General features: G+C 44.2%; 15 protein-coding genes, 3 tRNA genes and 3 rRNA genes. 15 read left to right on the forward strand and 6 right to left on the reverse strand.

Annotated elements, in window-relative coordinates; translation table 11 throughout:
- The first annotated feature begins 43 nt into the window (after positions 1-43).
- From ABNK31_RS05840 to rrf, 6 genes are all read left to right on the forward strand, one after another.
- Positions 44-1474 carry a PDZ domain-containing protein gene (locus ABNK31_RS05840; RefSeq protein ID WP_418894755.1) on the forward strand — a complete coding sequence of 477 codons (1431 nt, stop codon included), beginning with the start codon at positions 44-46 and terminating at the stop codon, positions 1472-1474.
- Between the two features lie 579 nt (positions 1475-2053).
- Positions 2054-3580, forward strand: a 16S ribosomal RNA gene (locus tag ABNK31_RS05845).
- A 279-nt stretch (positions 3581-3859) separates the two neighbouring features.
- A tRNA-Ile gene (locus tag ABNK31_RS05850) sits at positions 3860-3933 on the forward strand.
- Positions 3934-4011: 78 nt separating this feature from the next.
- Positions 4012-4085 (forward strand) — tRNA-Ala (locus ABNK31_RS05855).
- A 322-nt stretch (positions 4086-4407) separates the two neighbouring features.
- Positions 4408-7308: ribosomal RNA gene (locus tag ABNK31_RS05860) — 23S ribosomal RNA — on the forward strand.
- Positions 7309-7431: 123 nt separating this feature from the next.
- Positions 7432-7544: ribosomal RNA gene (gene rrf / locus ABNK31_RS05865) — 5S ribosomal RNA — on the forward strand.
- Together the 16S, 23S and 5S rRNA genes with 2 tRNA genes alongside form the textbook arrangement of a ribosomal RNA operon.
- Before the next feature lie 213 nt (positions 7545-7757).
- On the opposite strand, the gene ABNK31_RS05870 is transcribed toward rrf, so the two are convergent.
- The 4 genes from ABNK31_RS05870 to ABNK31_RS05885 all read right to left on the reverse strand — a co-directional run bounded on the left by ABNK31_RS05870 (position 7758) and on the right by ABNK31_RS05885 (position 10109).
- On the reverse strand, positions 7758-8171 hold the full coding sequence (locus ABNK31_RS05870; protein ID WP_418894756.1) for an SH3 domain-containing protein: 414 nt from the start codon (positions 8169-8171) through the stop codon (positions 7758-7760).
- Positions 8172-8181: 10 nt separating this feature from the next.
- Complete coding sequence (locus tag ABNK31_RS05875) at positions 8182-8667, reverse strand: BON domain-containing protein (RefSeq protein WP_418894757.1); 486 nt, start codon at positions 8665-8667, stop codon at positions 8182-8184.
- Between the two features lie 126 nt (positions 8668-8793).
- Positions 8794-9639 carry a bifunctional methionine sulfoxide reductase B/A protein gene (locus tag ABNK31_RS05880; protein WP_418894758.1) on the reverse strand — a complete coding sequence of 282 codons (846 nt, stop codon included), beginning with the start codon at positions 9637-9639 and terminating at the stop codon, positions 8794-8796.
- A 119-nt stretch (positions 9640-9758) separates the two neighbouring features.
- Positions 9759-10109, reverse strand: a complete 351-nt coding sequence (locus ABNK31_RS05885; protein WP_418894759.1) for a hypothetical protein — start codon at positions 10107-10109, stop codon at positions 9759-9761.
- A 101-nt stretch (positions 10110-10210) separates the two neighbouring features.
- Here ABNK31_RS05885 and ahcY point away from each other — a divergent pair, with 101 nt between their 5' ends.
- From ahcY to ABNK31_RS05925, 8 genes are all read left to right on the forward strand, one after another.
- Positions 10211-11629 carry an adenosylhomocysteinase gene (gene ahcY, locus ABNK31_RS05890; protein WP_418894760.1) on the forward strand — a complete coding sequence of 473 codons (1419 nt, stop codon included), beginning with the start codon at positions 10211-10213 and terminating at the stop codon, positions 11627-11629.
- A gap of 112 nt (positions 11630-11741) precedes the next feature.
- Positions 11742-11814: transfer RNA gene (locus ABNK31_RS05895), tRNA-Lys, on the forward strand.
- 381 nt (positions 11815-12195) lie between these two features.
- Positions 12196-12357 carry an Arm DNA-binding domain-containing protein gene (locus ABNK31_RS05900; RefSeq protein WP_418895364.1) on the forward strand — a complete coding sequence of 54 codons (162 nt, stop codon included), beginning with the start codon at positions 12196-12198 and terminating at the stop codon, positions 12355-12357.
- Between the two features lie 483 nt (positions 12358-12840).
- Complete coding sequence (locus ABNK31_RS05905; RefSeq protein WP_418894761.1) at positions 12841-13761, forward strand: sirohydrochlorin cobaltochelatase; 921 nt, start codon at positions 12841-12843, stop codon at positions 13759-13761.
- Positions 13762-13812: 51 nt separating this feature from the next.
- Positions 13813-15225 carry a precorrin-3B C(17)-methyltransferase gene (gene cobJ, locus ABNK31_RS05910; RefSeq protein WP_418894762.1) on the forward strand — a complete coding sequence of 471 codons (1413 nt, stop codon included), beginning with the start codon at positions 13813-13815 and terminating at the stop codon, positions 15223-15225.
- A gap of 29 nt (positions 15226-15254) precedes the next feature.
- A complete protein-coding gene (gene cbiE / locus ABNK31_RS05915; protein WP_418894763.1) occupies positions 15255-16442 on the forward strand; it encodes a precorrin-6y C5,15-methyltransferase (decarboxylating) subunit CbiE in 1188 nt (395 codons plus the stop codon).
- 41 nt (positions 16443-16483) lie between these two features.
- A complete protein-coding gene (gene cobM / locus ABNK31_RS05920) occupies positions 16484-18307 on the forward strand; it encodes a precorrin-4 C(11)-methyltransferase (RefSeq protein ID WP_418894764.1) in 1824 nt (607 codons plus the stop codon).
- Between the two features lie 161 nt (positions 18308-18468).
- A complete protein-coding gene (locus ABNK31_RS05925; protein ID WP_418894765.1) occupies positions 18469-19809 on the forward strand; it encodes an ATP-binding protein in 1341 nt (446 codons plus the stop codon).
- A 545-nt stretch (positions 19810-20354) separates the two neighbouring features.
- Here ABNK31_RS05925 and ABNK31_RS05930 read toward each other — a convergent pair.
- Together ABNK31_RS05930 and ABNK31_RS05935 are read right to left on the reverse strand one after the other, a co-directional pair.
- A complete protein-coding gene (locus ABNK31_RS05930; protein WP_418894766.1) occupies positions 20355-20753 on the reverse strand; it encodes a helix-turn-helix domain-containing protein in 399 nt (132 codons plus the stop codon).
- A 50-nt stretch (positions 20754-20803) separates the two neighbouring features.
- A complete protein-coding gene (locus tag ABNK31_RS05935; protein ID WP_418894767.1) occupies positions 20804-21193 on the reverse strand; it encodes a helix-turn-helix domain-containing protein in 390 nt (129 codons plus the stop codon).
- Between the two features lie 249 nt (positions 21194-21442).
- On the opposite strand from ABNK31_RS05935, the gene ABNK31_RS05940 reads away from it, so the two are divergent.
- Positions 21443-24616, forward strand: a complete 3174-nt coding sequence (locus ABNK31_RS05940) for a SusC/RagA family TonB-linked outer membrane protein (protein WP_418894768.1) — start codon at positions 21443-21445, stop codon at positions 24614-24616.
- The last annotated feature ends 55 nt before the right edge of the window (positions 24617-24671 follow it).

Here is a 24671-nt window from a genome sequence, read left to right on the forward strand (position 1 = left end):
TTTTGGTAAGAACTTATACGTTATAGATGTAAATATTGGAAGAATGAAACGAATCAAATATACCTTTTTATTATTCGCTTTGGCAATTACCTCCGTCGCTCAATCGGTTTCACAGTCATGTGATTTAGGTTTCACATTCGAAATCAGTAATAATCCCAATTGGGGGCAAAATGAGCCTGTAATTATCGGTGTTACACCCGGTTCGCCTGCTGAAAGGGCAGGCCTTTCGATTAATGATATTATTTTGGAAGTGAATGGAAATGGAACGTATTTGAAACCTCGTCAAACAATTATGTCTTGGTTTGGAATGGATGATCAATCGATGACCATTTCTATCCGTAATCTTACCACTACTTTTAAAACCCTTACTGTTTCGAAGCATTGCCGGAATCAAAATGCGATTAGCGAAGCCCAACTCGCGCCGGTCTTTGCCTTTTATAGTCTCGAAGATGTGCAGGACCGTCGTTTTGTTATTCCTATAGAGGTATCTTTTCATTCCGAAGCGAGCTTTTCCAATTACCGGACATTCGATTTTGCGACTCCCGACGAGAGTACTCTTCAAATGGACGAGCGCATCAATGCCATTTTTGTCCGGGCATTAGCTGAAAAAGGGCTGGTGCGCAACACCGAAGATCCCGATTTTATTATTCAAACTTTTTATAGCTATCAAAGTAATCCTCTGTTTAAAGCGAATTCGGCAACCGCTGAAAGCTATAAAGCGGCTTGGCGATTTGATATGCGTAATAAACGGATGCTGAAAATTCCTGTTTATGATCCTACGGAGCCTGTTCGGATAGATGATATCGCTTATAATTTGGAATTCGGATTTCGCTTTTACGATCGAAAGTACATACAACCGGGCGAAGTTGTCTTGATTTGGGAAAGCGAGGTGAAAGAACGCCTCAGTGCAAATTATGGACTCATCGATTATCTGGAGTTAAACTTGCCTCTGATGTTGTTGAAATTCCCTTATCCTCGAAATGCGGCTTCCGGAACGTTCGAGGTAAAGCATTTGAAATATAATTATACGGGAATCGGCTATAATATCGATGATTTAAAAACAGTGGCTTCGGTCGATCCCGGCTCCCCTGCCGAAAGAGCGGGTATTCGCCCCGGAGATGTTGTTTTACGCATACAAGGACAAAAATTTAATTACGATCCTCAAGCATTAACGGAAGGGTATCGTCGTTTTATTGCAGAAACGATGAATTTTCGAGATAAGAATACCCGGTATACCGATTCGAATGGCTTTAAAGAGTGTATGTTTTGGAATATTACCCATTATAATAGCATTGCTGAAGCGATCGATAATAAAAGGTATCGCGCGGCATTCTCTTATCTATTCAATTTTAATCAATATATAGATTGGAATACGCCTTCGACTTTGCAAGTGGAGGTGAATCGGTCGGGAGAAAAAATTCTGTTCGATATCATTCCTCAAATAGAGAGGAGTTCTCATATATTACCTTTATAGATTGATGGCTGAATTGATTCGCGTATTTTTCGTTTCGATATAATCTTTATTGATAGTGTTTTATAGATTTGTGCCGATTTTTTTGAAAAATAACCGCTGAAAAAGTTGCATCATATGTTCTAATCTGCTACCTTTGCAAACCCTTTCAGATAAAAGGGGCATTTGACTGGAGAGTTAATGAGAAAATAATTTCTTATTGTTGTTGTAATCGAAGCTTTTTATCTGCTGAAAAGATTATTCAAATATTTTTTTAAAAAAAAAAGTTCAAATAATTTTGCTGATAAAAATAAAGTGCTTATCTTTGCACCCGCTTTTGAGAACAACAGGAAGTTTAAGTCAAAAGGAAACGATCTTTAGCATATTTACATACATAGTAAAATAAAAGACAAGCAATATAACGATTGCTCTTCGGGAAGAAGGAATTTTGAAAGAAGAGCAGTTGGTACCCGTTAAAAAAATAACAGGATAAGAAAACAGTAAGTCGAAGAAAAAGAGCCAGCATTTAGGGATGCTCAACGTTAGTAGAAGATAGTGGCGTGCCGGTTGAAAAGACAGGTTACGTTCATAACAACAAATTATACAACGAAGAGTTTGATCCTGGCTCAGGATGAACGCTAGCGATAGGCCTAACACATGCAAGTCGAGGGGCAGCGCGTTGTAGCAATACGATGGCGGCGACCGGCGCACGGGTGAGTAACACGTATGCAACCTACCTTTAACAAGGGGATAACCCGTTGAAAGACGGACTAATACCCTATAAAACAGGGATTCCGCATGGGAATATTTGTTAAAGATTAATCGGTTAGAGATGGGCATGCGTTCCATTAGCCAGTTGGTGAGGTAACGGCTCACCAAAGCAACGATGGATAGGGGAACTGAGAGGTTTATCCCCCACACTGGAACTGAGACACGGTCCAGACTCCTACGGGAGGCAGCAGTGAGGAATATTGGTCAATGGACGGAAGTCTGAACCAGCCAAGTCGCGTGAAGGATGACGGCCCTATGGGTTGTAAACTTCTTTTGTAAGGGAATAAAAAAGGATACGCGTATCCTATTGTCTGTACCTTACGAATAAGGATCGGCTAACTCCGTGCCAGCAGCCGCGGTAATACGGAGGATCCGAGCGTTATCCGGATTTATTGGGTTTAAAGGGTGCGCAGGCTGTATGGTAAGTCGGCGGTGAAATTTTGCAGCTCAACTGTAAAAGTGCCTTCGAAACTGTCATACTTGAGTATAGATGAAGTAGGCGGAATTTGTGGTGTAGCGGTGAAATGCATAGATATCACAAGGAACTCCGATTGCGCAGGCAGCTTACTAAACTATAACTGACGCTCAAGCACGAAGGCGTGGGTATCAAACAGGATTAGATACCCTGGTAGTCCACGCAGTAAACGATGATTACTAGCTGTTTGCGATATAATGTAAGCGGCTGAGCGAAAGCGTTAAGTAATCCACCTGGGGAGTACGTTCGCAAGAATGAAACTCAAAGGAATTGACGGGGGCCCGCACAAGCGGAGGAACATGTGGTTTAATTCGATGATACGCGAGGAACCTTACCCGGGCTTGAAATGCATTTGACGGTATTCGAAAGGATACTTCCCTTCGGGGCAGATGTGTAGGTGCTGCATGGTTGTCGTCAGCTCGTGCCGTGAGGTGTCGGCTTAAGTGCCATAACGAGCGCAACCCCTATCATTAGTTGCCATCAGGTAAAGCTGGGGACTCTAATGAGACTGCCATCGTAAGATGTGAGGAGGGTGGGGATGACGTCAAATCAGCACGGCCCTTACGTCCGGGGCGACACACGTGTTACAATGGATGGTACAAAGGGCAGCTACCGTGCGAGCGGATGCTAATCTCTAAAACCATTCTCAGTTCGGATCGGAGTCTGCAACTCGACTCCGTGAAGCTGGATTCGCTAGTAATCGCGCATCAGCCACGGCGCGGTGAATACGTTCCCGGGCCTTGTACACACCGCCCGTCAAGCCATGGAAGCTGGGGGTACCTGAAGTTCGTAACCGTAAGGAGCGACCTAGGGTAAAACCGGTGACTGGGGCTAAGTCGTAACAAGGTAGCCGTACCGGAAGGTGCGGCTGGAACATCTCCTTTCTGGAGGACGAGCCGGTTTATCGGCCGGAGCAGCCGTTATCGGATAACGGAGTATTCCTTGAATAACGGCTCTTTTCTCGATTTATTTATTTATTCTTTATCGATTGTTATAAAAAAAAGAGGTATCGACAAAATCAGTTATTGCGATTGTCCGAATTAAATATGTATGTTAAGATATAACTCCCGCCTCATACGGGGTACGTATCCCTTATCATCCTCCAGTCCCTTATCGCAAGAGCGGGGCCGGCAGCAGAGCGTAGGGATGCCGACAAACCAGCCAGTCCTATAGCTCAGTTGGTTAGAGCGCTACACTGATAATGTAGAGGTCGGCAGTTCAACTCTGCCTGGGACTACGGGGTTCTATATTTAAAAATTCCATATTCAAAATTATAATCTTGAATTTTCAATAAGGAATCTTGAATTGAAAGAACGGGGGATTAGCTCAGCTGGCTAGAGCATCTGCCTTGCACGCAGAGGGTCAACGGTTCGAATCCGTTATTCTCCACAAGTTCAGGCAATATGTATGTGTGCCGGTAAGCAAAAAAAAATAAAAAAGAAGAGGAAATCCAGCGGGATTTGCGGTAAAGCGAGAGAGAAAAAATAAGCGGTAAGTGTGTTCACTTATTGATTGGTTTGAGAAGGCCGCATGGGCGGCATAAAATAAAACGGTTCGACTCCGACTCAGACAACTATCGATATTAATATCGAAGCGATCTTTGACATGATGAAAAGGTAACAAGAGCAAAAAGTAAAATTAAGAATCAAACGCTAAGTATTTATCAAACCCAAAGGCATTTATGTAAATAAGTGTCACTGAGGTCGGCGAAAAGAAAGTAATTAAGGGCACATGGGGGATGCCTAGGCTCTGGAAGGCGAAGAAGGACGTGATAAGCTGCGAAAAGCTGCGGGGATTGGCAAATACGAATTGATCCGCAGATATCCGAATGGGGCAACCCGGTACGAGAAGATTGTACCATTCCGTTTAAGACGGAAGGCGAACGTGGGGAACTGAAACATCTCAGTACCCATAGGAAAAGAAAACAAAAGTGATTCCCGAAGTAGTGGCGAGCGAACCGGGAAAAGCCCAAACCTGTATTGTTTCGGCAATAGAGGGGTTGTAGGACCGCACAAGCGAAAAGACAAAGAAGTGGAATAAACTGGAAAGTTTAATCGTAGAGGGTGATAATCCCGTACACGTACCATTGTCCGGAGTGGCGGTATCCTGAGTAATACGGGACACGAGAAATCCTGTGTGAAACAAGCGGGACCATCCGCTAAGGCTAAATACTTCCCAGAGACCGATAGTGAACCAGTACCGTGAGGGAAAGGTGAAAAGAACCTCGAACAGAGGAGTGAAATAGACCCTGAAACCATGTGCTTACAAGCGGTCGGAGTCCCTTTCGGGGGATGACGGCGTGCCTTTTGCATAATGAACCTACGAGTTACTCTTGCCTGGCAAGGTTAAGTGCGATAACGCATGTCAGCCGCAGCGAAAGCGAGTCTTCACAGGGCGTATAGTCAGCAGGAGTAGACGCGAAACCAAGTGATCTACCCTTGAGCAGGTTGAAGTTTTGGTAACACAACATGGAGGACCGAACCGGTAAACGTTGAAAAGTTTTCGGATGACTTGAGGGTAGGGGTGAAAGGCTAATCAAACTTGGAGATAGCTCGTACTCCCCGAAATGCATTTAGGTGCAGCCTCGGACAAAGAGCTTGCATGAGGTAGAGCTACTGATTGGATGCGAGGGCTTCGCCGCCTATCAAGTCCAGACAAACTCCGAATGCGTGCAAGTGCTCACCGGGAGTGAGGGCGCGGGTGCTAAGGTCCGTGTCCGAGAGAGGAACAACTCAGACCATCAGCTAAGGTCCCGAAATATATGCTAAGTTGCATTTAACGAAGTTTTGCCGCTATAACAGCTAGGATGTTGGCTTGGAAGCAGCCATTCATTTAAAGAGTGCGTAACAGCTCACTAGTCGAGTGGCAAAGCATGGATAATAATCGGGCATAAGCATATTACCGAAGCTATGGAATTGGCAACAATTGGTAGGGGAGCATTCCAGTCAGCGTAGAAGGCGTATCGTCAGGTACTCTGGAGCGTCTGGAAAAGCAAATGTAGGTATAAGTAACGACAAAGGGGGTGAGAAACCCCCTCGCCGAAAGACTCAGGGTTCCTGATCAACGCTAATCGGATCAGGGTTAGTCGGGTCCTAAGGATAAGCCTAGAGGCGAGTCCGATGGATGAAACGGTTAATATTCCGTTACTGGGATAATAAGTTAAGCGGGGACGCAGGAGTGACACCACTGCCATCTGACGGAATAGATGGTTAAAGGGGGTAGACGAAGAAGGGTGTAGGGAAAACCGCATCCGGAGTTGAACCTGAAAGTATGGCAAGTCTTCGGATGAGCCAATAATGTGGGTAATCAGACTGCCTAGAAAAACCGCTACACATTCAATTATTATTTCACCCGTACCGCAAACCGACACAGGTAGTTGGGTTGAGCATACTGAGGCGCTCGAGTGATTCACGGTTAAGGAACTAGGCAAAATAGTCCTGTAACTTCGGGAGAAAGGACGCTCCGCTTTACGGCGGAGCCGCAGAGAAATGATTCAGGCGACTGTTTAACAAAAACACATGGCTATGCGAATTCGAAAGAAGCGGTATATAGCCTGACACCTGCCCGGTGCTGGAAGGTTAAGAGGAGATGTCATCTGTCAAAGGAGAAGCATTGAATTGAAGCCCCAGTAAACGGCGGCCGTAACTATAACGGTCCTAAGGTAGCGAAATTCCTTGTCGGGTAAGTTCCGACCTGCACGAATGGTGTAACGATCTGAATACTGTCTCGACCGTGAGCTCGGTGAAATTGTAGTATCGGTGAAGATGCCGATTACCCGCGATGGGACGAAAAGACCCCGTGAACCTTTACTATAGCTTTACATTGATGTTGGGCACTGGATGTGTAGGATAGGCCGGAGGCAGCGAAGCGGTGACGCTAGTCATCGTGGAGCCGACGTTGAAATACGGCCCTTCTCGTGTTTGACCTCTAACTCCTGAGTAAGGAGGACATTGTATGGTGGGTAGTTTGACTGGGGTGGTCGCCTCCAAAAAAGTAACGGAGGCTTCTAAAGGTGCGCTCAGGCCGATTGGTAACCGGTCATTTAGAGTATAATGGCATAAGCGCGCTTGACTGGGAGACTCACAAGTCGATCAGGTAGGAAACTAGAGCATAGTGATCCGGTGGTTTCAGTATGGAATGGCCATCGCTCAAAGGATAAAAGGTACTCCGGGGATAACAGGCTGATCATTCCCAAGAGCTCATATCGACGGAATGGTTTGGCACCTCGATGTCGGCTCGTCACATCCTGGGGCTGGAGAAGGTCCCAAGGGTTGGGCTGTTCGCCCATTAAAGTGGCACGCGAGCTGGGTTCAGAACGTCGTGAGACAGTTCGGTCTCTATCTATCGTGGGCGTTAGAGATTTGCGAGGCACCGACACTAGTACGAGAGGACCGTGTTGGACAGACCTCTGGTTTACCGGTTGTTTCGCCAGAAGCATAGCCGGGTAGCTAAGTTTGGGCAGGGATAAGCGCTGAAAGCATCTAAGCGCGAAGCCTACCTCAAGATGAGATCTCTTTTAAGGGTGGTTGTAGACGACGACCTTGATAGGCTGCAGGTGTAAAGGCGGTGACGTCAAAGCCGAGCAGTACTAATTACCCGTACGCTTTCTTTTTAGTCAGATGTATCTGACGGGTTTGACAAATATACAAGATTTGTGGATTGATTGAGTGAGTATGCTTTTTTTACCTTCATCATGTTATTTTACACGCTTACCGGATAAGTAAGCAGCGATAATTCAGGTGGTTATAGCGTTGGGGATCCACCTCTTCCCATTCCGAACAGAGAAGTTAAGCCCGATAGCGCCGATGGTACTGCACAATCATGTGGGAGAGTAGGTAGCCGCCCTCTTTTAAAGTAGAGCCTCCGTAATGTATGTTACGGGGGCTCTTTTGTGTGTATGGATAAATGGGTAAATGGATCAACGGAAGGAGAGCCTGGAAGAGGAGGGGATATGGGGTTCGGGCGGGGGCGAATGCTCCCCTCAGGGCACACCGACACAAAAAAACTCCCGTCCCGCGAACGGGAGGGAGTCAAATTAGTACTTTCTATTATCTTGGAAGTTTATTCGTTTACCGGCTCTAAATATTGAGCATAGGAATAACCTTCCTCGCCATCCTTATCGAGTACAAACCACCATTGATCATTATATTTGCTGACCAATGTAATAACATCCCCATGCGCTGCTTTTCCTACAATGGGTTGATCCGTTCCGGGGCCTTTTCGAATGTTTAAATTACTTTGTTGAGTTACTACTTTTACTTTGCTGCCAACCGGGGCATTGACTTTCACATTCAATATCACATCGGCACTTTTAAAATTCGGATCCAATTTTCCGTATATTTCCCATAATTTATTTTTCGCCTCTGCGGAAGAAACGGTTCCTTCGAATTTTAATCCGTTAGCTGTTTCATTTACGGAAACGCCGTATTGATTTGCGGCGTCTATCAATTCCTTATACTTCTCTTTTAAACTCATTCTATTTAGCTTATTTTACAGTTGCGTTATTAACTATTTGAACCGGGCTTAAAGAAGATAGCTTTTGCATTAAAGTGGGAAGATCACGTTCTCTGATTTCTCCTTCGATCGTAATAACTCCGTTGTTAACGGTAGCTGTCACTGTTTTGTGATCTTTCAGAGCAGCTGCCAACCCTTCGGTAATACTTGCGTCTAAAGCGGTGTAATCCGGAGCAGGCGGTACAACTTCTAAGTTATTCACAACTGATTTCACATTTTTAATTGCTGCTACAGCGCTCTCGATGTTTGATTTGATTGTGTCATCTTGTACGGTTCCCGCAAGGGTTGCCACTTGTTCGCTAACGGTTACCGTTACATTGGCTGCGTCGGGATTAGTGGTTAGTGCCGTTTGAATAGTGCTTTGTAAATCAGCATCACTTACTTTTTTACACGAAGTCGCGCTCATTCCAAGCGCTAAAATCAATGTTACCATTGATACTAAACGAAATGTCTTCATAATTTTTTCTTTTAAATGAAACTTCTATTTTTCTTTTATATTTAAAACTTTACCCAGATATAACGTATAATCGTTTTGAAATGTTTTATGAATACCCTTTTTATTGTTCGTTCTGTTCAGGCGATACTAAAATATTTTAGTATACTTGTGACAATAAGGTTGTGCATTTTTATGTTCGTAATATTGTTGATGATAGTCTTCAGCTTTCCAAAATACCGAGGCCGGGCGAAGCATCGTCGCGACTTTATATCCCTTTTCAAAAAGAATTTGAATGTACTTTTCTGCGATCTCTTTTTCCAAAGGACTGGAATAAAAAATACAGGAAAGATATTGTGGACCGATATCGGGGCCTTGTCCATTCGTTTGAGTGAAATCGTGCGTTTCAAAAAAGAGTTTAACCAACTGTTCATAGTCCGTTTTTTCCGGATCGTACACGACTTCCGTTGTTTCAAGATGTCCGGTATTTTTTTGACAAACTTGTTCGTATGTGGGGTTTTCAACATGCCCTCCCATGAAGCCTACATTTGTTTCAATCACCCCGGGAGCCTTCATAAAGAAATATTCCGTACCCCAAAAACATCCCGAAGCAAAGTATGAAGTTTGCAAGCTCTGTTTGTCCGGAATGAACTTTAAAGAGACCGAGTTTACGCAATGACGGGTTTGCTTGAGTGTAAATCCTTCATTCAGAAAAACGTGTCCCAGATGGGCATCGCAATTGGAGCAAACAATCTCCGTACGTAATCCATCCCTGTCGGGAATCCGTTTTACGGCACCTTCTATTTCATCATCGAAAGAGGGCCATCCGCAATGCGAATCGAACTTATCGGAAGACCTGTAAAGAGGGGTATCGCATCTTTTACATACATATGTTCCCGATTGCTTATTATTCAGATATTCCCCGGTAAAAGGACGTTCGGTCCCTTTCTGCAAGATTACTCTTTCTTCTTCCGCTGTTAATGAATTGTATCTCATATCACTTGTTGAATTTGTCTTCTTAGGGTTACCTCCCATACACATAGGAAGAACCAAGAATGTTGAGATTATATATAATAATGTCCAGTGCATACTCCTTATAAAACAAATAAAAGACTTTATAGATTGCTTCCCTGTTCCTTTTTCAGAAACTTTATGAAATTCCAAAGCGGACGGCGCTGCAAATAATCCATCGATTGATCGTATGCGTAAGCTTCCCGTTCAAAACAAATATTCCGATAGGCAAGTGAAGGATTTTTATATTGCATCCATCGTATCAACCATTCGATAATATACCATACATAAAAACCGATGATCAAGGTTTCGAGTATCTGACGGGTATGAATAGCCTCATGGCGTAATACATCCTTTTTTATGGGATAGAACTCTCTTCGGGCAAAAACAAAACCGAATAGATTAATTGCTTTGAATCCTTTTACCGGTAGATGTTTCGTATAAAATACTTTCATTTTTGATTCGCTAATTGTCCTCGCCAAAGTTAGTGAAGATCCTTCAAATATCGTATCTTTGTATTCTTAATTAACGACATTCATCATATAAAAAGTCATCAATGCATACAAATTTTTCTTCAGAATTAACGTATAAAGTAGCGGATATTTCGCTTGCCGATTTTGGGCGCAAAGAAATAGAAATAGCCGAGCATGAAATGCCGGGTTTGATAGTTGTGCGTAAAAAATATGCTTCATCGAAGCCTTTAAAAGGAGCGAGGATAACCGGTTCTTTGCACATGACCATTCAAACGGCCGTGCTTATTGAGACGCTCGTTGAATTAGGAGCCGATGTGCGCTGGGCAAGTTGTAATATTTTTTCCACACAAGATCATGCTGCCGCTGCTATAGCCGCCGCAGGAGTGCCGGTGTTTGCATGGAAAGGCGAAACGTTAGAGGAGTATTGGTGGTGTACCGAAATGGCCTTACGTTTCCCCGGCGGAAAAGGCCCTCATTTGATTGTCGACGATGGAGGCGACGCGTCCTTATTAATACATCTCGGATATCAGGCTGAAAAAGATGCTTCATCTATTGATCGAAAGGGAAGTAATAAAGAAGAACAAACGATTCTGGATACACTGCACCGGATTTTGAAAGAAGATAATAAACGTTGGCACCGTACCGTTTCGGAGTTAAAGGGTATTTCGGAAGAGACGACCACCGGCGTACACCGGTTGTATCAAATGATGGAACGGGGAGAATTGCTTGTGCCGGCGATAAATGTAAATGATTCCGTCACAAAATCCAAATTTGATAATTTGTACGGTTGCCGGGAATCGCTTGCCGACGGTATTAAACGCGCCACCGATGTGATGATCGCAGGAAAGGTGGTTGTAGTTCTTGGTTATGGCGATGTAGGAAAAGGTTGTGCGAAATCGATGCGTGCGTACGGAGCTCGGGTGATTGTTACGGAAATCGATCCTATTTGCGCCTTACAAGCCGCGATGGAAGGCTTTGAAGTTACTACAATGGAAGAAGCCGTGAAAGAAGGAAATATCTTTGTAACGACTACGGGAAATTGTGATGTGATCACAATTGAGCATATGCAGCAAATGAAGGATCAATCGATCGTTTGTAATATCGGCCATTTCGATAATGAAATTCAAGTGGACAAACTAACGGAGTTTCCGGGAATCAGGCATGTCAATATCAAGCCTCAGGTAGACCAATATACTTTTCCCGGAGGAAACACCCTGTTTTTATTAGCGGAAGGGCGTTTGGTGAATTTGGGATGTGCCACCGGCCATCCGTCGTTCGTCATGAGCAATTCGTTTACGAATCAGGTCCTCGCACAAATGGATCTTTGGGAAAATAAGTATGAAGTAGGTGTATATCGCTTGCCGAAGCATTTGGACGAAGAAGTAGCGCGACTGCATCTTGATCATATTGGAGTTAAACTTACAATATTAACTCAAAAGCAAGCCGATTATATCGGTGTCTCGGTGGACGGACCTTACAAAGCAGATCACTATCGCTACTAACGGAAAATGACAAAAAACATTTGGAAAAAAGCATTTTTGTTAGCATCTCAGTTGCATATTTAAAATAAAGGTTATATCTTTGCACTCGCTTTTGAAAGAAAGCATTTAGGTCGATTCGCTAGCTCAGCAGGTAGAGCACATCCCTTTTAAGGATGGGGTCCTGGGTTCGAGCCCCAGGCGGATCACTGGAAACATTTTTCGAGTTTCGTTTTAGTATTCGGAAAACGAGTTTCATAGGAATAAAACGCCGTAAAATTCAAGATTTTACGGCGTTTTTTCTGTTTGTACGCGACCTTATAACTACATGTTCGTAGCTGTTAGTATTCAGAAATATTTCAGTTTTTGGCTACAATTTGGCTACAGAAAAAAATACTGAAAAAAAAGTGTAGCCAAAAACACCGGATGGATACCATTTGAATACTTGTAAATCATTCAATATTAAATTTATATGTTGAACTTTGTGGATGCTAAATCCACATTAAAAATGATGATTTATGAGATTAGTATTCAAAATTTCGTATTACTTACGAAGTAACTACCTAAACAAAGAAGGTAAGAGCCCAGTAATGATTCGTATTTCCCTTAACGGAAAAAGATGTATTCTTGGAACTTCCGGTCTGGTCGTTAAACCTGAAAAGTGGGACGGTAGAATTGGACGGATGAAATCAAAATCCGCAGAAGCGCTCCAGTTTAACTATCAATTGGACAACATTTATGACACAATATAGCATCAACCCAAAAAGTTGTGGAGAGATTCTAAATACATTCCTTTTGTACCATGAAAACAGGATACGAGCTATTGTTGGATCAACCCGGAATCTGATTGCCGAAATGGGGGAACACTTTCCTATCGATTACGAAACGATGAAAAAAAGAAAATTGAAAGGCTAATTCGAGCAATGCGGCATGAACTGGATAATACCCGGCGCAAAGGGACTATCTACAAAAGTATTGTGCACAAAGAACCGTAGCGCAAGTGCTCTGCCGGAAAAATCGTCGCTGCCCGGAACGGCTTTGTCTGTATAGGGCGGAGGAGGGCGGCGATCTGTTTTTATATGCTCATATGATGCCGAAAAAGAGCAAAACTTTTTCTTTCGGGCGTAAATATGTAAGGTTATTATTACCTTTGCATCAGGCATGCCGGGGCCCGGCTATCTTACGATAGCCGAAGGGCCGTAATGCTTTCCATCATCTTTTTAAAGAATTCGAATATGAAAAAATTTATTGTTATTTGTATGGCATTGATAGCTACTTTCAGCGTTTTCCCGCACGATGACGACCGGTATACGCATCATGATTTGCTGGCTTCGTTGAAAGACGGAGAAAAAGCCGCCGTGCTGATGATTCATTTCGGCACGACGCACGATGATACCCGTGCGGTGACGATTGATGCGCTTAACCGCCGCATTCAGGAGGCTTATCCGCAGGTAGAAGTGCGTGAAGCGTATTCGTCGCGTATCGTTATCAACCGTTTGCGTCAACGAGGCGTGGAGAAGTTAAATCCGTTGGAGGCGCTCGAAAAGTTGCATGCTGATGGTTTTACGCATGTGCTCATTCAGTCGTCGAACGTGATCGACGGAGTGGAAATGGATGCGATGGAAAAGAATGTAGCGGAGGTACGTTCCCTATTTAAGGAGATTCGTACCGGCGATCCGCTATTGTATCATCCTGAGGATTATTCGACGGTGATCGATATCCTGACGGTTTCTAACGATGCGCACACGGCCTATGTTTGGGTCGGCCACGGCACGTATACGCCTACTACGGCTCAATATGCCATGCTTGATTACATGCTCAAAGACAAAGGCCATCACAATTGTTTTGTGGGCACAGTGGAGGGCTACCCCGAATATGAGCAAGTGTTGTCGCAATTGAAAAAGAGCGGCTTGAAGAAAGTCGTGTTGGTACCCTTTATGTTTGTCGCGGGTGATCATGCCAAAAACGATATCGCCACCGATTGGAAGGAGGCGCTCGAGAAAGAGGGCTTTGAGGTGGAAGTCCTGATGAAAGGATTGGGACAGTATCCGGCCATTCGCGACCTGTATCTGGCGCATTTGCAGTTTGCCGCGACTCATCGCGTGGAAGGGATCACGGAACGTAAGGCTCGCTATCAGGGATCGAAAGAAGATTGATGGGAGATTGGTGTAGATTGAGGAAAGATTGATGTAGATTGATGTAGATTGATGGAAGAAGGACGGATTATTGTCGCCGGCATCGGACCCGGCGGAAAGGAAGATATTACCCCTGCGGTGTCGGATGCGCTTCGGCAAGCCGATGTGGTGGTCGGTTATCACTATTATTTCCGGTTTGTGGAAGAATTCATCCGGCCGGGTGTGCCGTGTATCGATACGGGAATGAAAAAGGAGCGGGAACGTGCCGAAGAGGCTTTCCGTCATGCGACGGAAGGCAAGACGGTTTGCCTTATCAGTTCGGGCGATGCCGGCATTTACGGTATGGCGCCATTGGTGTATGAGATGAAGGAAGAGAAAAACAGTCCCGTCTCGGTGGAGGTATTGCCCGGCATCAGCGCTTTTCAAAAGGCGGCCGCCCTGCTGGGATGCCCCATGGGGCATGACTTCTGCGTGGTGTCGCTCTCCGACCTGATGACGCCTTGGGCGCTCATCGAAAAACGTATCGTCGCGGCGGCTTCGGCCGATTTTGTGACGGCGATCTATAATCCGAAGAGCAAAGGGCGTTACTGGCAACTGTACCGTTTTGTGGAACTGTTCCTTCAGGAGCGTTCGCCTGACACGCCGGTGGGGCATGTACGGCAGGCAGGCCGTTCCGAACAGGAAATCCGCGTGACGACTTTAGGAGCGTTCGATCCGGAAGAAGCCGATATGTTTTCGCTCATTATCATCGGGAACTCGCAGACGTATTTTTCCACGGAGAAAAAAATCATCACCCCCCGCGGATATTATCGCGATGAGGTTTCGCAAGGAGGGAAAAACCTCGGACAGGACATTATGATCCGCAGTTTCCGGACCATCGAAAAGGAACTTCGTCATCCCGATATCCCGTTGGATAAGAAATGGGCGTTGCTGCATGCCATCCATACGACCGCCGACTTCGAAATGGAACGGATTTTTCATGCCGATGAGCACGCTGTCGAAAAACTTTACGAGTTGTTCGCCTCGGGACAAATAAAGACGGTGGTGACCGATGTGACGATGGTCGCCTCGGGTATCCGGAAGGGAGCGCTGGAGCGGATGGGCGTGGAAGCTGTCTGTTGCCTGCACGATCCGCGGGTAGCGGAAATGGCGCAATCGAAAAATAGTACGCGTACGCAAGCCGGTATCCGTTTGGCGGTAGAAGAGCATCCCGATGCCTTGTTCGCTTTCGGAAACGCACCGACGGCCTTGATGGAATTGTGCGACTTGATTCGCAAGGGGAAAGCTCATCCGGCGGGCATCATCGCCGCTCCTGTGGGATTTGTCAATGTATGCGAGTCAAAGCAGATGGTGAAGCCGTTCCGGTCTATTCCCAAACTGATTGTGGAGGGACGTAAGGGCGGAAGTAACTTGGCGGCCACGCTCGTCAATGCCATCCTTACTTTCGACGACGCCGGGCAGTTGAGACCCGGCAGGGATGTGTAAGGGGAGCGATCTTATAAAAAATAAAAACAATGAATTTCCATGTGATAGGTATTGATGATAACCGCGAGCAATCTTTTTCGGAAGAGGTAGCGTCGCTCATCACTTCGCATACCGTTTTTTCGGGAGGCGTGCGGCATCATGAAATCATGCGTCCCTATTTGCCGGCAGGCTATGAGTGGATCGATATTACCGTTCCGCTGGATGATGTTTTCCGCCGGTATGAAGCGTATGATGACGTGGTTGTTTTCGCTTCCGGCGATCCGTTGTTTTTCGGTTTCGCCAATACCATCCGGCGCAAAATGCCGGATGCCGGTTTGCGCGTTTATCCCTTTTTCAATTCCCTGCAATTGCTTGCCCATCGCTTGTTATCGCCCTATCACGATATGCACGTCGTTTCGCTCACCGGCCGTTCGTGGAACGCGTTCGACGAGGCGCTCATTCTCGGCTACGGCACCATCGGGCTGTTGACCGACAAGAAGCAGCACACGCCGCGCGACATTGCCGCCCGGATGCTCGAATACGGATACGACAATTATACGATGTCGATCGGGGAGTTACTCGGAAACAAAGAGCAAGAGCGGGTTATCACCCTGAGCATACAGGAAGCCGCACAGCAGTCGTTTGCGTTTCCCAATTGCCTCATGCTGCGGCAGACCGCCCGGCGTGCGCGTCCTTTCGGTATTGCCGATGCGGAGTTTCATTTGCTGAACGGCAGGGCGAAGATGATTACGAAAATGCCGGTACGCCTGGTAACGTTACATGCGCTTGACTTGCGCGACCGGAATGTCTTTTGGGATATCGGTTTTTGCACCGGTTCCGTCTCTATCGAGGCGCGGATGCAGTTCCCGCATCTGAAAGTCTATGCATTTGAAAAGCGTACCGAAGGTGCGGAGTTGATGGCAAAGAACAGTCGCCGCTTCGGTGTTCCGGGGATAGAAACGTTTATCGGGGATTTTACCGAAATCGACATCTCGATGTTGCCGCCGCCCGATACCGTGTTTATCGGCGGGCATGGAGGCCAGATGAAGGAGATTATCGGTCGACTGGAAGCGAAGATGCCGCGCGGGGCGGTCGTCGTGTTTAATTCCGTATCGGAGGCAAGCCGGGCCTTGTTTCTCGAATCGTTGGATAAGGAACGATGGACTACCGTCGAAAGCATTGCCGTCCGCGTCGATGACTTCAACCGGATAGAGGTGATGAGATGTAAGAGAAAATAGAGATTGGAGGATAGAGATTGGAGATTGAAAACAGAGCAACAATGAAAAAAACAGCAGTTATTGTGATATCGGCTCAGGGGCTACCGGTTGCGCAACGTATCCGCAAAGAGTGGCCGGATTGTGAGATTTATGCGAAACAAGGAGCCGGCGAAGGGGTAAATGAATGGGTATCGCTTGATGAAACCGTAAAGAAGTTGTTCTTTGCGTCCGAAGCATTGATTTTTATCGGCGCTATGGGGATATGTGTGCGTACCATTGCGCCTTATGTACGCGATAAACATACCGATCCGGCCGTTATCAATATCGACAGCACGGGACGGTTTGTCGTATCGGTGTTGTCGGGACATATCGGCGGCGCCAACGAAAGGACATTGCAATTGGCTCGTATCCTCGGCGCTCAACCGGTGGTGACCACTCAAAGCGATGCGACAGGACTTTGGGCGTTGGATGTACTGCCTGCGAAATACCATTGGCAGGTATCGACTGATGCCGATAATTTCAATGAGCCTCTCACGCTTTTCGTCAACCGGAAGAAAACGGCTTTGCTGCTCGAATGCAAAGATGAGGGCACGGCTTATCTGGAACGGACGAAGCCTGCTTTCGTCGATGTGTTTTATCGTTTTGCCGATATCGACCTTTCGCAATATAAACTGTTGATCGGCGTTACGCCTTTTGTTCATCCGCCGATATCGGTTCCGTCCATTTGGTACCGCCCGCCGGTATTGCATCTTGGCGTGGGATGTCGGAAGAACTGCCGCCCGGACGCTGTTCCCGCTTATATCCTCTCCGCGATGGAAAAAGTGGGGTTGGCGTGGTCATCCGTCAAAGACCTTTCGACCATCGATTTAAAAAAAGACGAACCGTTGCTGCCCGCTTTACAGGAAGCGTTTCACCACATCCCCGTCCGAATCTATACCGCCGAAGAATTGAAAGATATACCGGTAGCGAATCCTTCTGAAAAAGTGGAACAGGTGACCTCGGTGCCAGGTGTATCGGAGGCGGCAGCCATTCTCAGTGCAGGCGGCGGCGAACTCGTGTTGGAGAAGCAAAAGGGAAAGTTAAGCGAAGGGAACGATTTCACTTTCGCGGTTGCGATAAATAAAGAATCCATGCGCCTCGGGCATATCGAGATTGTCGGCGCTGGACCGGGCGATCCCGAATTGATTTCGGTAAAGGGAAAGAACTTTCTCGAAGCCGCCGACCTGATTTTATATGCCGGCAGCCTCGTGCCTGTCGAGCTAACGTATTATTCGAAAGAAGGAGCCACCGTTCGCAGTTCGGCGTCGATGGCGCTCGAAGAGCAATTCGCCCTGATGAAATCGTTTTATGATGCGGGCAAGCTCGTGGTGCGCCTGCATACGGGCGACCCGTGTATCTATGGCGCCATTCAGGAACAGATGGCGTATTTCGACAGTCACGGAATGTCGTATCACATTACTCCCGGCATCTCGTCATTTCAGGCGGCCGCGGCGGCATTGCGTTCGCAATTTACCATCCCCGAAAAGGTACAGACCATCATTCTGACCCGTGGCGAAGGGCGTACCCCGATGCCCGAAAAAGAAAAATTGAGCTTACTGGCGCGTTCGCAAAGTACGATGTGTATTTTCCTCAGCGCCGCCATTGTGGAGGATGTGCAACGCGAGTTGTTGGAGCACTATCCGCCCGATACGCCCGTGGCGGCTTGTTATAAACTGACGTGGAAGGACGAGCGCATCTATCGGGGGGAGTTGAAAGACTTGGCGCGCATTGTAAAAGACAATCAGTTGACCTTGACCACCATGATTGTAGTCGGCGAGGCCATTGACAACCGCGCAGGGTTGTCTAAACTGTATTCGTCCCATTTCAGCCATTTGTTTCGTAAATAAGATACCTTTAATTTAACTACATGAAACATTTTGCGATCTTTGTCGAACAGCTATAAAAACATTTTGCGATTCCTGACAAATCATTAACTTTGTAGACAATTGAGCCGGGTAAAAGAGGAAAGAAGAGCCAAATGGCAACTATACGTTAAAAGATTTAGAAAATGGACAATAGAATATTTCGACGAAAATTGTATGACCGGATGCTTAAATGGAAACAGGAGCAGAATGGTAAAACGGCGCTGTTAATCAAAGGAGCGAGGCGTGTCGGGAAATCTACAATAGCGGAAGAATTTGCACGAAAGGAATATGCCTCCTACATCTTAATCGATTTTTCCATTGCACCAAAAGAAGTCAACGAATTGTTTCGCGATTTGTCCGATTTAAATTACTTTTTCCTGTGCCTTCAAGTTATCTATAAAACAAGTTTACAAGAACGTAATTCAGTAATCATCTTCGATGAAGTTCAAACACAACCATTGGCTCGCCAGGCAATTAAGCATTTGGTAAAAGATCATCGATATGATTATATAGAAACAGGTTCTCTGTTATCCATAAAAAAGAATATCCGTGATATCGTTATTCCAAGTGAAGAAACGAGAGTAAACTTGTATCCAATGGATTATGAAGAATTCCGATGGGCATTGGGGGATACTGTAACAATACCGTTCATCAAGACAGCTTATGATAATAAAAAACCGTTGGGAGACGATCTGAACAGACGCTTGATGCGGGACTTTCGCTTGTATATGTTAGTGGGCGGAATGCCGCAAGCCGTGGATGAATATTTGGAAACTAACAATTTAAGTTCAGTCGATCAGATCAAAAGGAATATTTTGGAACTCTATGAGGAGGACTTCCGAAAGATCGACCCGACAGGCAAGGCTTCGTTGCTTTTTGACGCTATCCCCGCCGAACTGAATAAGAACAGTTCAAGTTATCAGGTTTCCAGTGTGATAGAAAATGGGAGAAATGACAGGGTTGGCGAAATTATCGCAGATATGCAGGATTCTATGACCATTTCGTTAGCGTATCATGCTGACGACCCAAGTGCCGGGTTGTCGTTGCACAAAGACCTAAAACGTTATAAAATGTTTTTGAGCGATACTGGATTATTCACCACCTTGGCATTCAAAGACAGAGACTTTACGGAAAACATCATTTACCAAAAGCTATTAAACGATAACTTAAACACCGATTTGGGATATCTTTATGAGAATGTAATCGCACAAATGCTACGTGCATCAGGCAATGAACTATTTTACTACACTTTTCCCAAAGAAAGGGGCAATCATAACTACGAAATTGATTTTTTACTGGCAAGGAAAAACAAAATTTGTCCTATAGAGGTGAAATCATCGGGTTATAAGGCTCATGCATCTTTAGACGCGTTTAACGCCAAATATTCCGATAGAATCCTGAACAGATATTTGTTATACACCAAAGACTTGCGTAAAGAGCGCGACTTGATATGCTTACCGGTTTATATGGCACAATTTCTTTAACCGAGTTGAGAAGTGCCGTCCTTTACAACTTTCAGATAACGGATTGTATCTTCATCTTCAAGACGTGCGAGCCATTCTATGAGTTCTATTTTTAATGCATCTTGTCCCATAATTTTGCTGCTTTATTTATTAAACCTCTTGAGTGTACTCCGAAAAGTCCGAATGAAAGTTTCACAGAGTTACATAGAGGTTTCACAGAGAACACAGAGAAAAAAGAGATTTACATTTGCAGTTGAAAATGAATATATTGCTTCGGAAGTTTGCATCAGCAAGAGAAAAATCTCTGAGAACTCCGTGTGGCGTCTCTGTGAATTCTCCGTGTAATAATCCTTTTCGGAGCGGACTCACCTCTTTCAATCTTCGCGTATTGTATTTGATTTCTGTAAATCCGTTCCGGCAACGGCAGTAAAAAAATCATTTGTTTTTCAATGTCTTAATTTCTTCTCTCAGCCAACGGATTTCTTCATTTTTGGTAGCAATAAGTTCTTTTACCATCTCTTTTAAAACGCAGTTGTTGCAGATAGCCTTGAGCATCTCGCAAACATCTATTCTTTCTCTTTTTTTAAAGACTCAAACCTTTCTCTTTCTTTCTCCAACTGTTTCTCATAGAACTCAACGATCTTCTCTATGGGAGAATGGTTAAATGTATGATTATTACCTACACCATTTGTTGAGACACAACAGTTTTCGTAAGAGTTATTCGTATTATAAAATACTGTTTCTTCGTTGTATTTCTTCAATCCTTCTACGGTTACACCTAATGCCGAAGCAATTTCTTCAAGGCGTTTGTCATCAAATTTGTCTGTTTGCTCTATTTTCGAGACAGCTTGCTTTGTTATTCCCAATCGCTCACCTAATTCTGTTTGCGTCATGCCCCGAAGGTGGCGCACCCGTTCAATTTTCCTCCCAAGGTGAACTGCATTGTCGTGATTTATCGTTTCCATTTTTTTACGTATTTATGTATGGTTTATATTAAAAGCAAAGGTAATAAGAATCATTTATTTTTCAACAACTCGTTCTTCTCCTTCTCACTTTGCAATAAACGTTCGTACAACTCTATTATTTTATCTATCGGATTAAATTGTTGAGCAATGGATGTAGAACCTTCTTCGAAAGTATTATCTCTGATATTATTAATATTATAAATGGCCTTTTCTGAGTCAAAATCTTTGATTACCTCCGGAGAAACGCCCAAAACGCCGGCAATTTGGGATAATAATCCTTCCTCTATTTCATCCTGATTTTCGATCTTCGACACTTCCGACTGGCTAATACCAAGATCGGCAGCCAAAACCTCCTGCTTGATCCCAAAATACGTGCGAACCCTTTGCACATTTCGCCCGATATGCTTTCTGCTTATTTTTTCTCTTGACTCAGCAATCATTTATTAAATTTTTCAAAGTGAATACGTTTCAGCAAAGGTAATAAAAATCAAGCGATTCAAAATAAATGTCAAACTGTTTTTTTTGGCGTCGGAGTCGGGAACATCTAATTTTGCCTGTATGAAGATACACCGACATTTATTCGATCTATGAACTTATCCGTGTACCATTCTACTAGTAAAACAAGCCCGTAAAGTTTGCTTATACTAATATCTCGTAAATAATCAATCAATTTAAAACAAAATCTAAGAATGAAAGAAGTGATTTTAAATTTAACGAAAGGAATGATGCTCCTCTTGATGTGGACATTTTCCGTATGTTTGTTTGCACAGGCCGTTACCGTGAAAGGAACGGTTACAGATGCAAAAGGAGAGCCTTTGATAGGCGTATCGGTGAAAATACAGGAAACAGGAGCCGGCACTGTTACCGATGCCGAAGGCGACTTTATTTTACCGAATGTATCGCCCAATGCCGTATTGGAGGTTTCGTATGTCGGAATGCTTTCGCAAACCATTGCTCTTAACGGTAAAACAACCGTAAATATCGTGTTGCAAGAAGATACGGAAGCGTTAGAAGAAGTGGTGGTCGTTGGATATGGAAGCATGAAAAAAAGTGATCTGACAGGAGCTTTAAGCCAGGTGTCGGGAGACGATCTGAAAAATTTACCTGTTAGGAGTATCGCAGATGCTTTACAAGGTAAAACAGCGGGAGTTACCGTCACTTCAACCGGAGGAAGCCCCGGCACACCTCCTACCGTAAGGGTGCGCGGAGTAGGTACCGTGAATAATAATAATCCGTTGTATATCGTAGATGGATTGCCTCAAACAGATATAGGATGGCTGAATCCGAATAATATTGCATCAATGGAAATATTAAAAGATGCTTCTGCAACGGCTATTTACGGATCCCGGGCAGCCAATGGGGTAATTATTATCTCTACAAACAGAGGGGAGAGCGGTGAAAGTAAAACTCGAATCACATTGGATGCCTATTATGGCGTGCAAAATCCTATAAAGACTTATGACGTCATGAATGCTTCGGAATTTATCGATTATAAAAATCTGGCGAATACAAATGCCGGAAATGCTCCCTTTTATACCGATGATCAAAAGAACAAAATCTTACAGTTTTTGAAAGAGAATACCGGAAGTGAAGAGGGAACGAATTGGTGGAAAGAAATCAATCATAAAAATGCTCCCGTTCAGAATTATGATTTATCCATTTCGGGAAGTGCTAATAACTTGGCATATCACACCAATCTGGGATATATGAAACAAGATGGCATCATAAACGGCTCGGATTTCGATAGAATTTCGTGGTTGACAAATATCGATCACCAAATGTATAAATGGTTGAAAATGGCTGGGAATATAGGGGTGATTAAACAATCCAGAAGAAATGTGACAGAAAATTCTCCCGGCTTTAATACTTCTTTTATTGCATTCACAGCCGATCCGATCTCTCCGGTATATAGAAAAGGATTAAAAAACATTCCTGATTTTTTGGAGTCAAGTTTTTTTATGGATCAAGTAGATCCGAATGATCGCTATTCATGGTATTCCCCTATACTGTTGACCAATAAGGAAAATCCGGTTGCTCAGACGGATATTCGTAAAGATAATGTATGGAACGATCTGTCTTTAAAAGGCGGCCTGAATTTTGAAGCGAGCTTAACTTCTTGGCTAAAATTTAAAACAAGCGTAGGTGTCGATTTATATAGAGGAGGATCCGATGGTTTTAATCCTAAATTTTATCTGGACGGAGATCAATTCGCAAATGATGCAACCGTGAGCAAAAATTATTCAAACTCCGATTATTGGGTGTGGGATAATACCTTGACTTTTAATAAAACCTTCGGCGAACATACTCTCTTAGCCATGATCGGCACTTCCGCCGAAGAAACAAAATCGGAAGCGACGTCAGCCTCACGTCAAGGATTGGTAAGTAATGATGAGGCTCAAAGAATATTAGATGCAGCTTCAAAAAACCCTGCTGCAAGTGGTTGGAAATCCGAATCGGCATTACAGTCATTATTTACGCGTCTGTTTTATTCTTATAAAGACCGGTATTTATTCACTGCTAATATCCGTCGAGACGGTTCTTCGAATTTCGGACCCGGATATAAATGGGGAACCTTCCCTTCTTTCTCCGCAGGATGGAATTTCTCGGAAGAATCATTTTTGAATAATCTGGATTGGCTTTCAAATGGAAAATTACGTGCAAGCTGGGGACAAATTGGTAATCAGGCTATTTATGACATCAACGACGCAAGTAACAGAGGCGGAGCTTATCAGTCGACCTTTACGGGAAATTGGGGATATTATTTGTTTGGAAGTAATTTTAATTCTCAATTAATGGGAGGAAATAACTTAATGGGTAATTCGAATGTAAAATGGGAAACCACCGAACAGTTTGATATAGGACTCGATTTAGGATTCTTCAAGAACACGTTGAACCTCAATATAGACTATTTCCAGAAAAAGACAAAAGATATGCTTTTGAAAGTTCCGCTACCATCTTATCTGGGATTTCCTAATAATCCATGGGTAAATGCAGGAAGCATTCGGAATAAAGGATGGGAAATAGATGTAAAATATAGAAATTCCATTCAAGATTTTAATTATTCGTTGGGAGCTAATCTGTTTACTTTCAATAATGAGGTTTTGAGTTTGGGCGGGGGCGAACCCTTGTATGGTGGAGGATGGATAACGGTTACTACCACTAAAACAGAAGAAGGAAAACCGATTGGTTACTTTTATGGACTGAAAACGGATGGTATTTTTCAAAATGAAGCTGAGATAAAAGCCTATAAAAACAAAGAGGGTGGATTAATTCAGTCAACGGCCCGCCCTGGAGATTTGAAATTTTTAGATTTGAATGGCGATGGCGCCATTAATGCAAATGACAGGACAAATATCGGTAATCCTTTCCCGAAAATGAGTTATGGATTTAATATAGCAGCCGATTACAAGGGTTTTGACCTATCGCTTCTATTCCAAGGCACTTATGGAAATAAGATAATGAATGCAAAAAAGATCGACATGAATTCCGGTGTGGGATGGTATAATGCTCCTAAAGATTTAATGAAAAAAGCGTGGTCTCCGACAAATTCGACCAACGAACAGTTTCAAATAAATACGGACAACACCAATAATCTTCAGGTCTCGGATTGGTTGGTAGAGGACGGATCTTATTTGAGATTAAAGAATATTCAATTAGGATATTCTTTACCGCAAAGCATATTATCTCATTATAATATTGCCAGTATTAGAATATGGGTAGGTGCATATAACTTACTCACCTTTACAAAATATACCGGATTGGATCCTGAAATTGGTAATAGCAACCCGCTTAATAATGGCGTTGACGATGGTTATTATCCTCAGTCCGCTACTTATATGATGGGAATAAATTTGGCTTTTTAATCATGAATAAAATTAGAAATGCAATGAAAAAATATGTATATATACTTTTGTTGAG

This window comes from Limibacterium fermenti (assembly GCF_041902845.1).
In the GTDB taxonomy this organism is placed as follows: Bacteria; Bacteroidota; Bacteroidia; order Bacteroidales; family Dysgonomonadaceae; genus Limibacterium; species Limibacterium fermenti.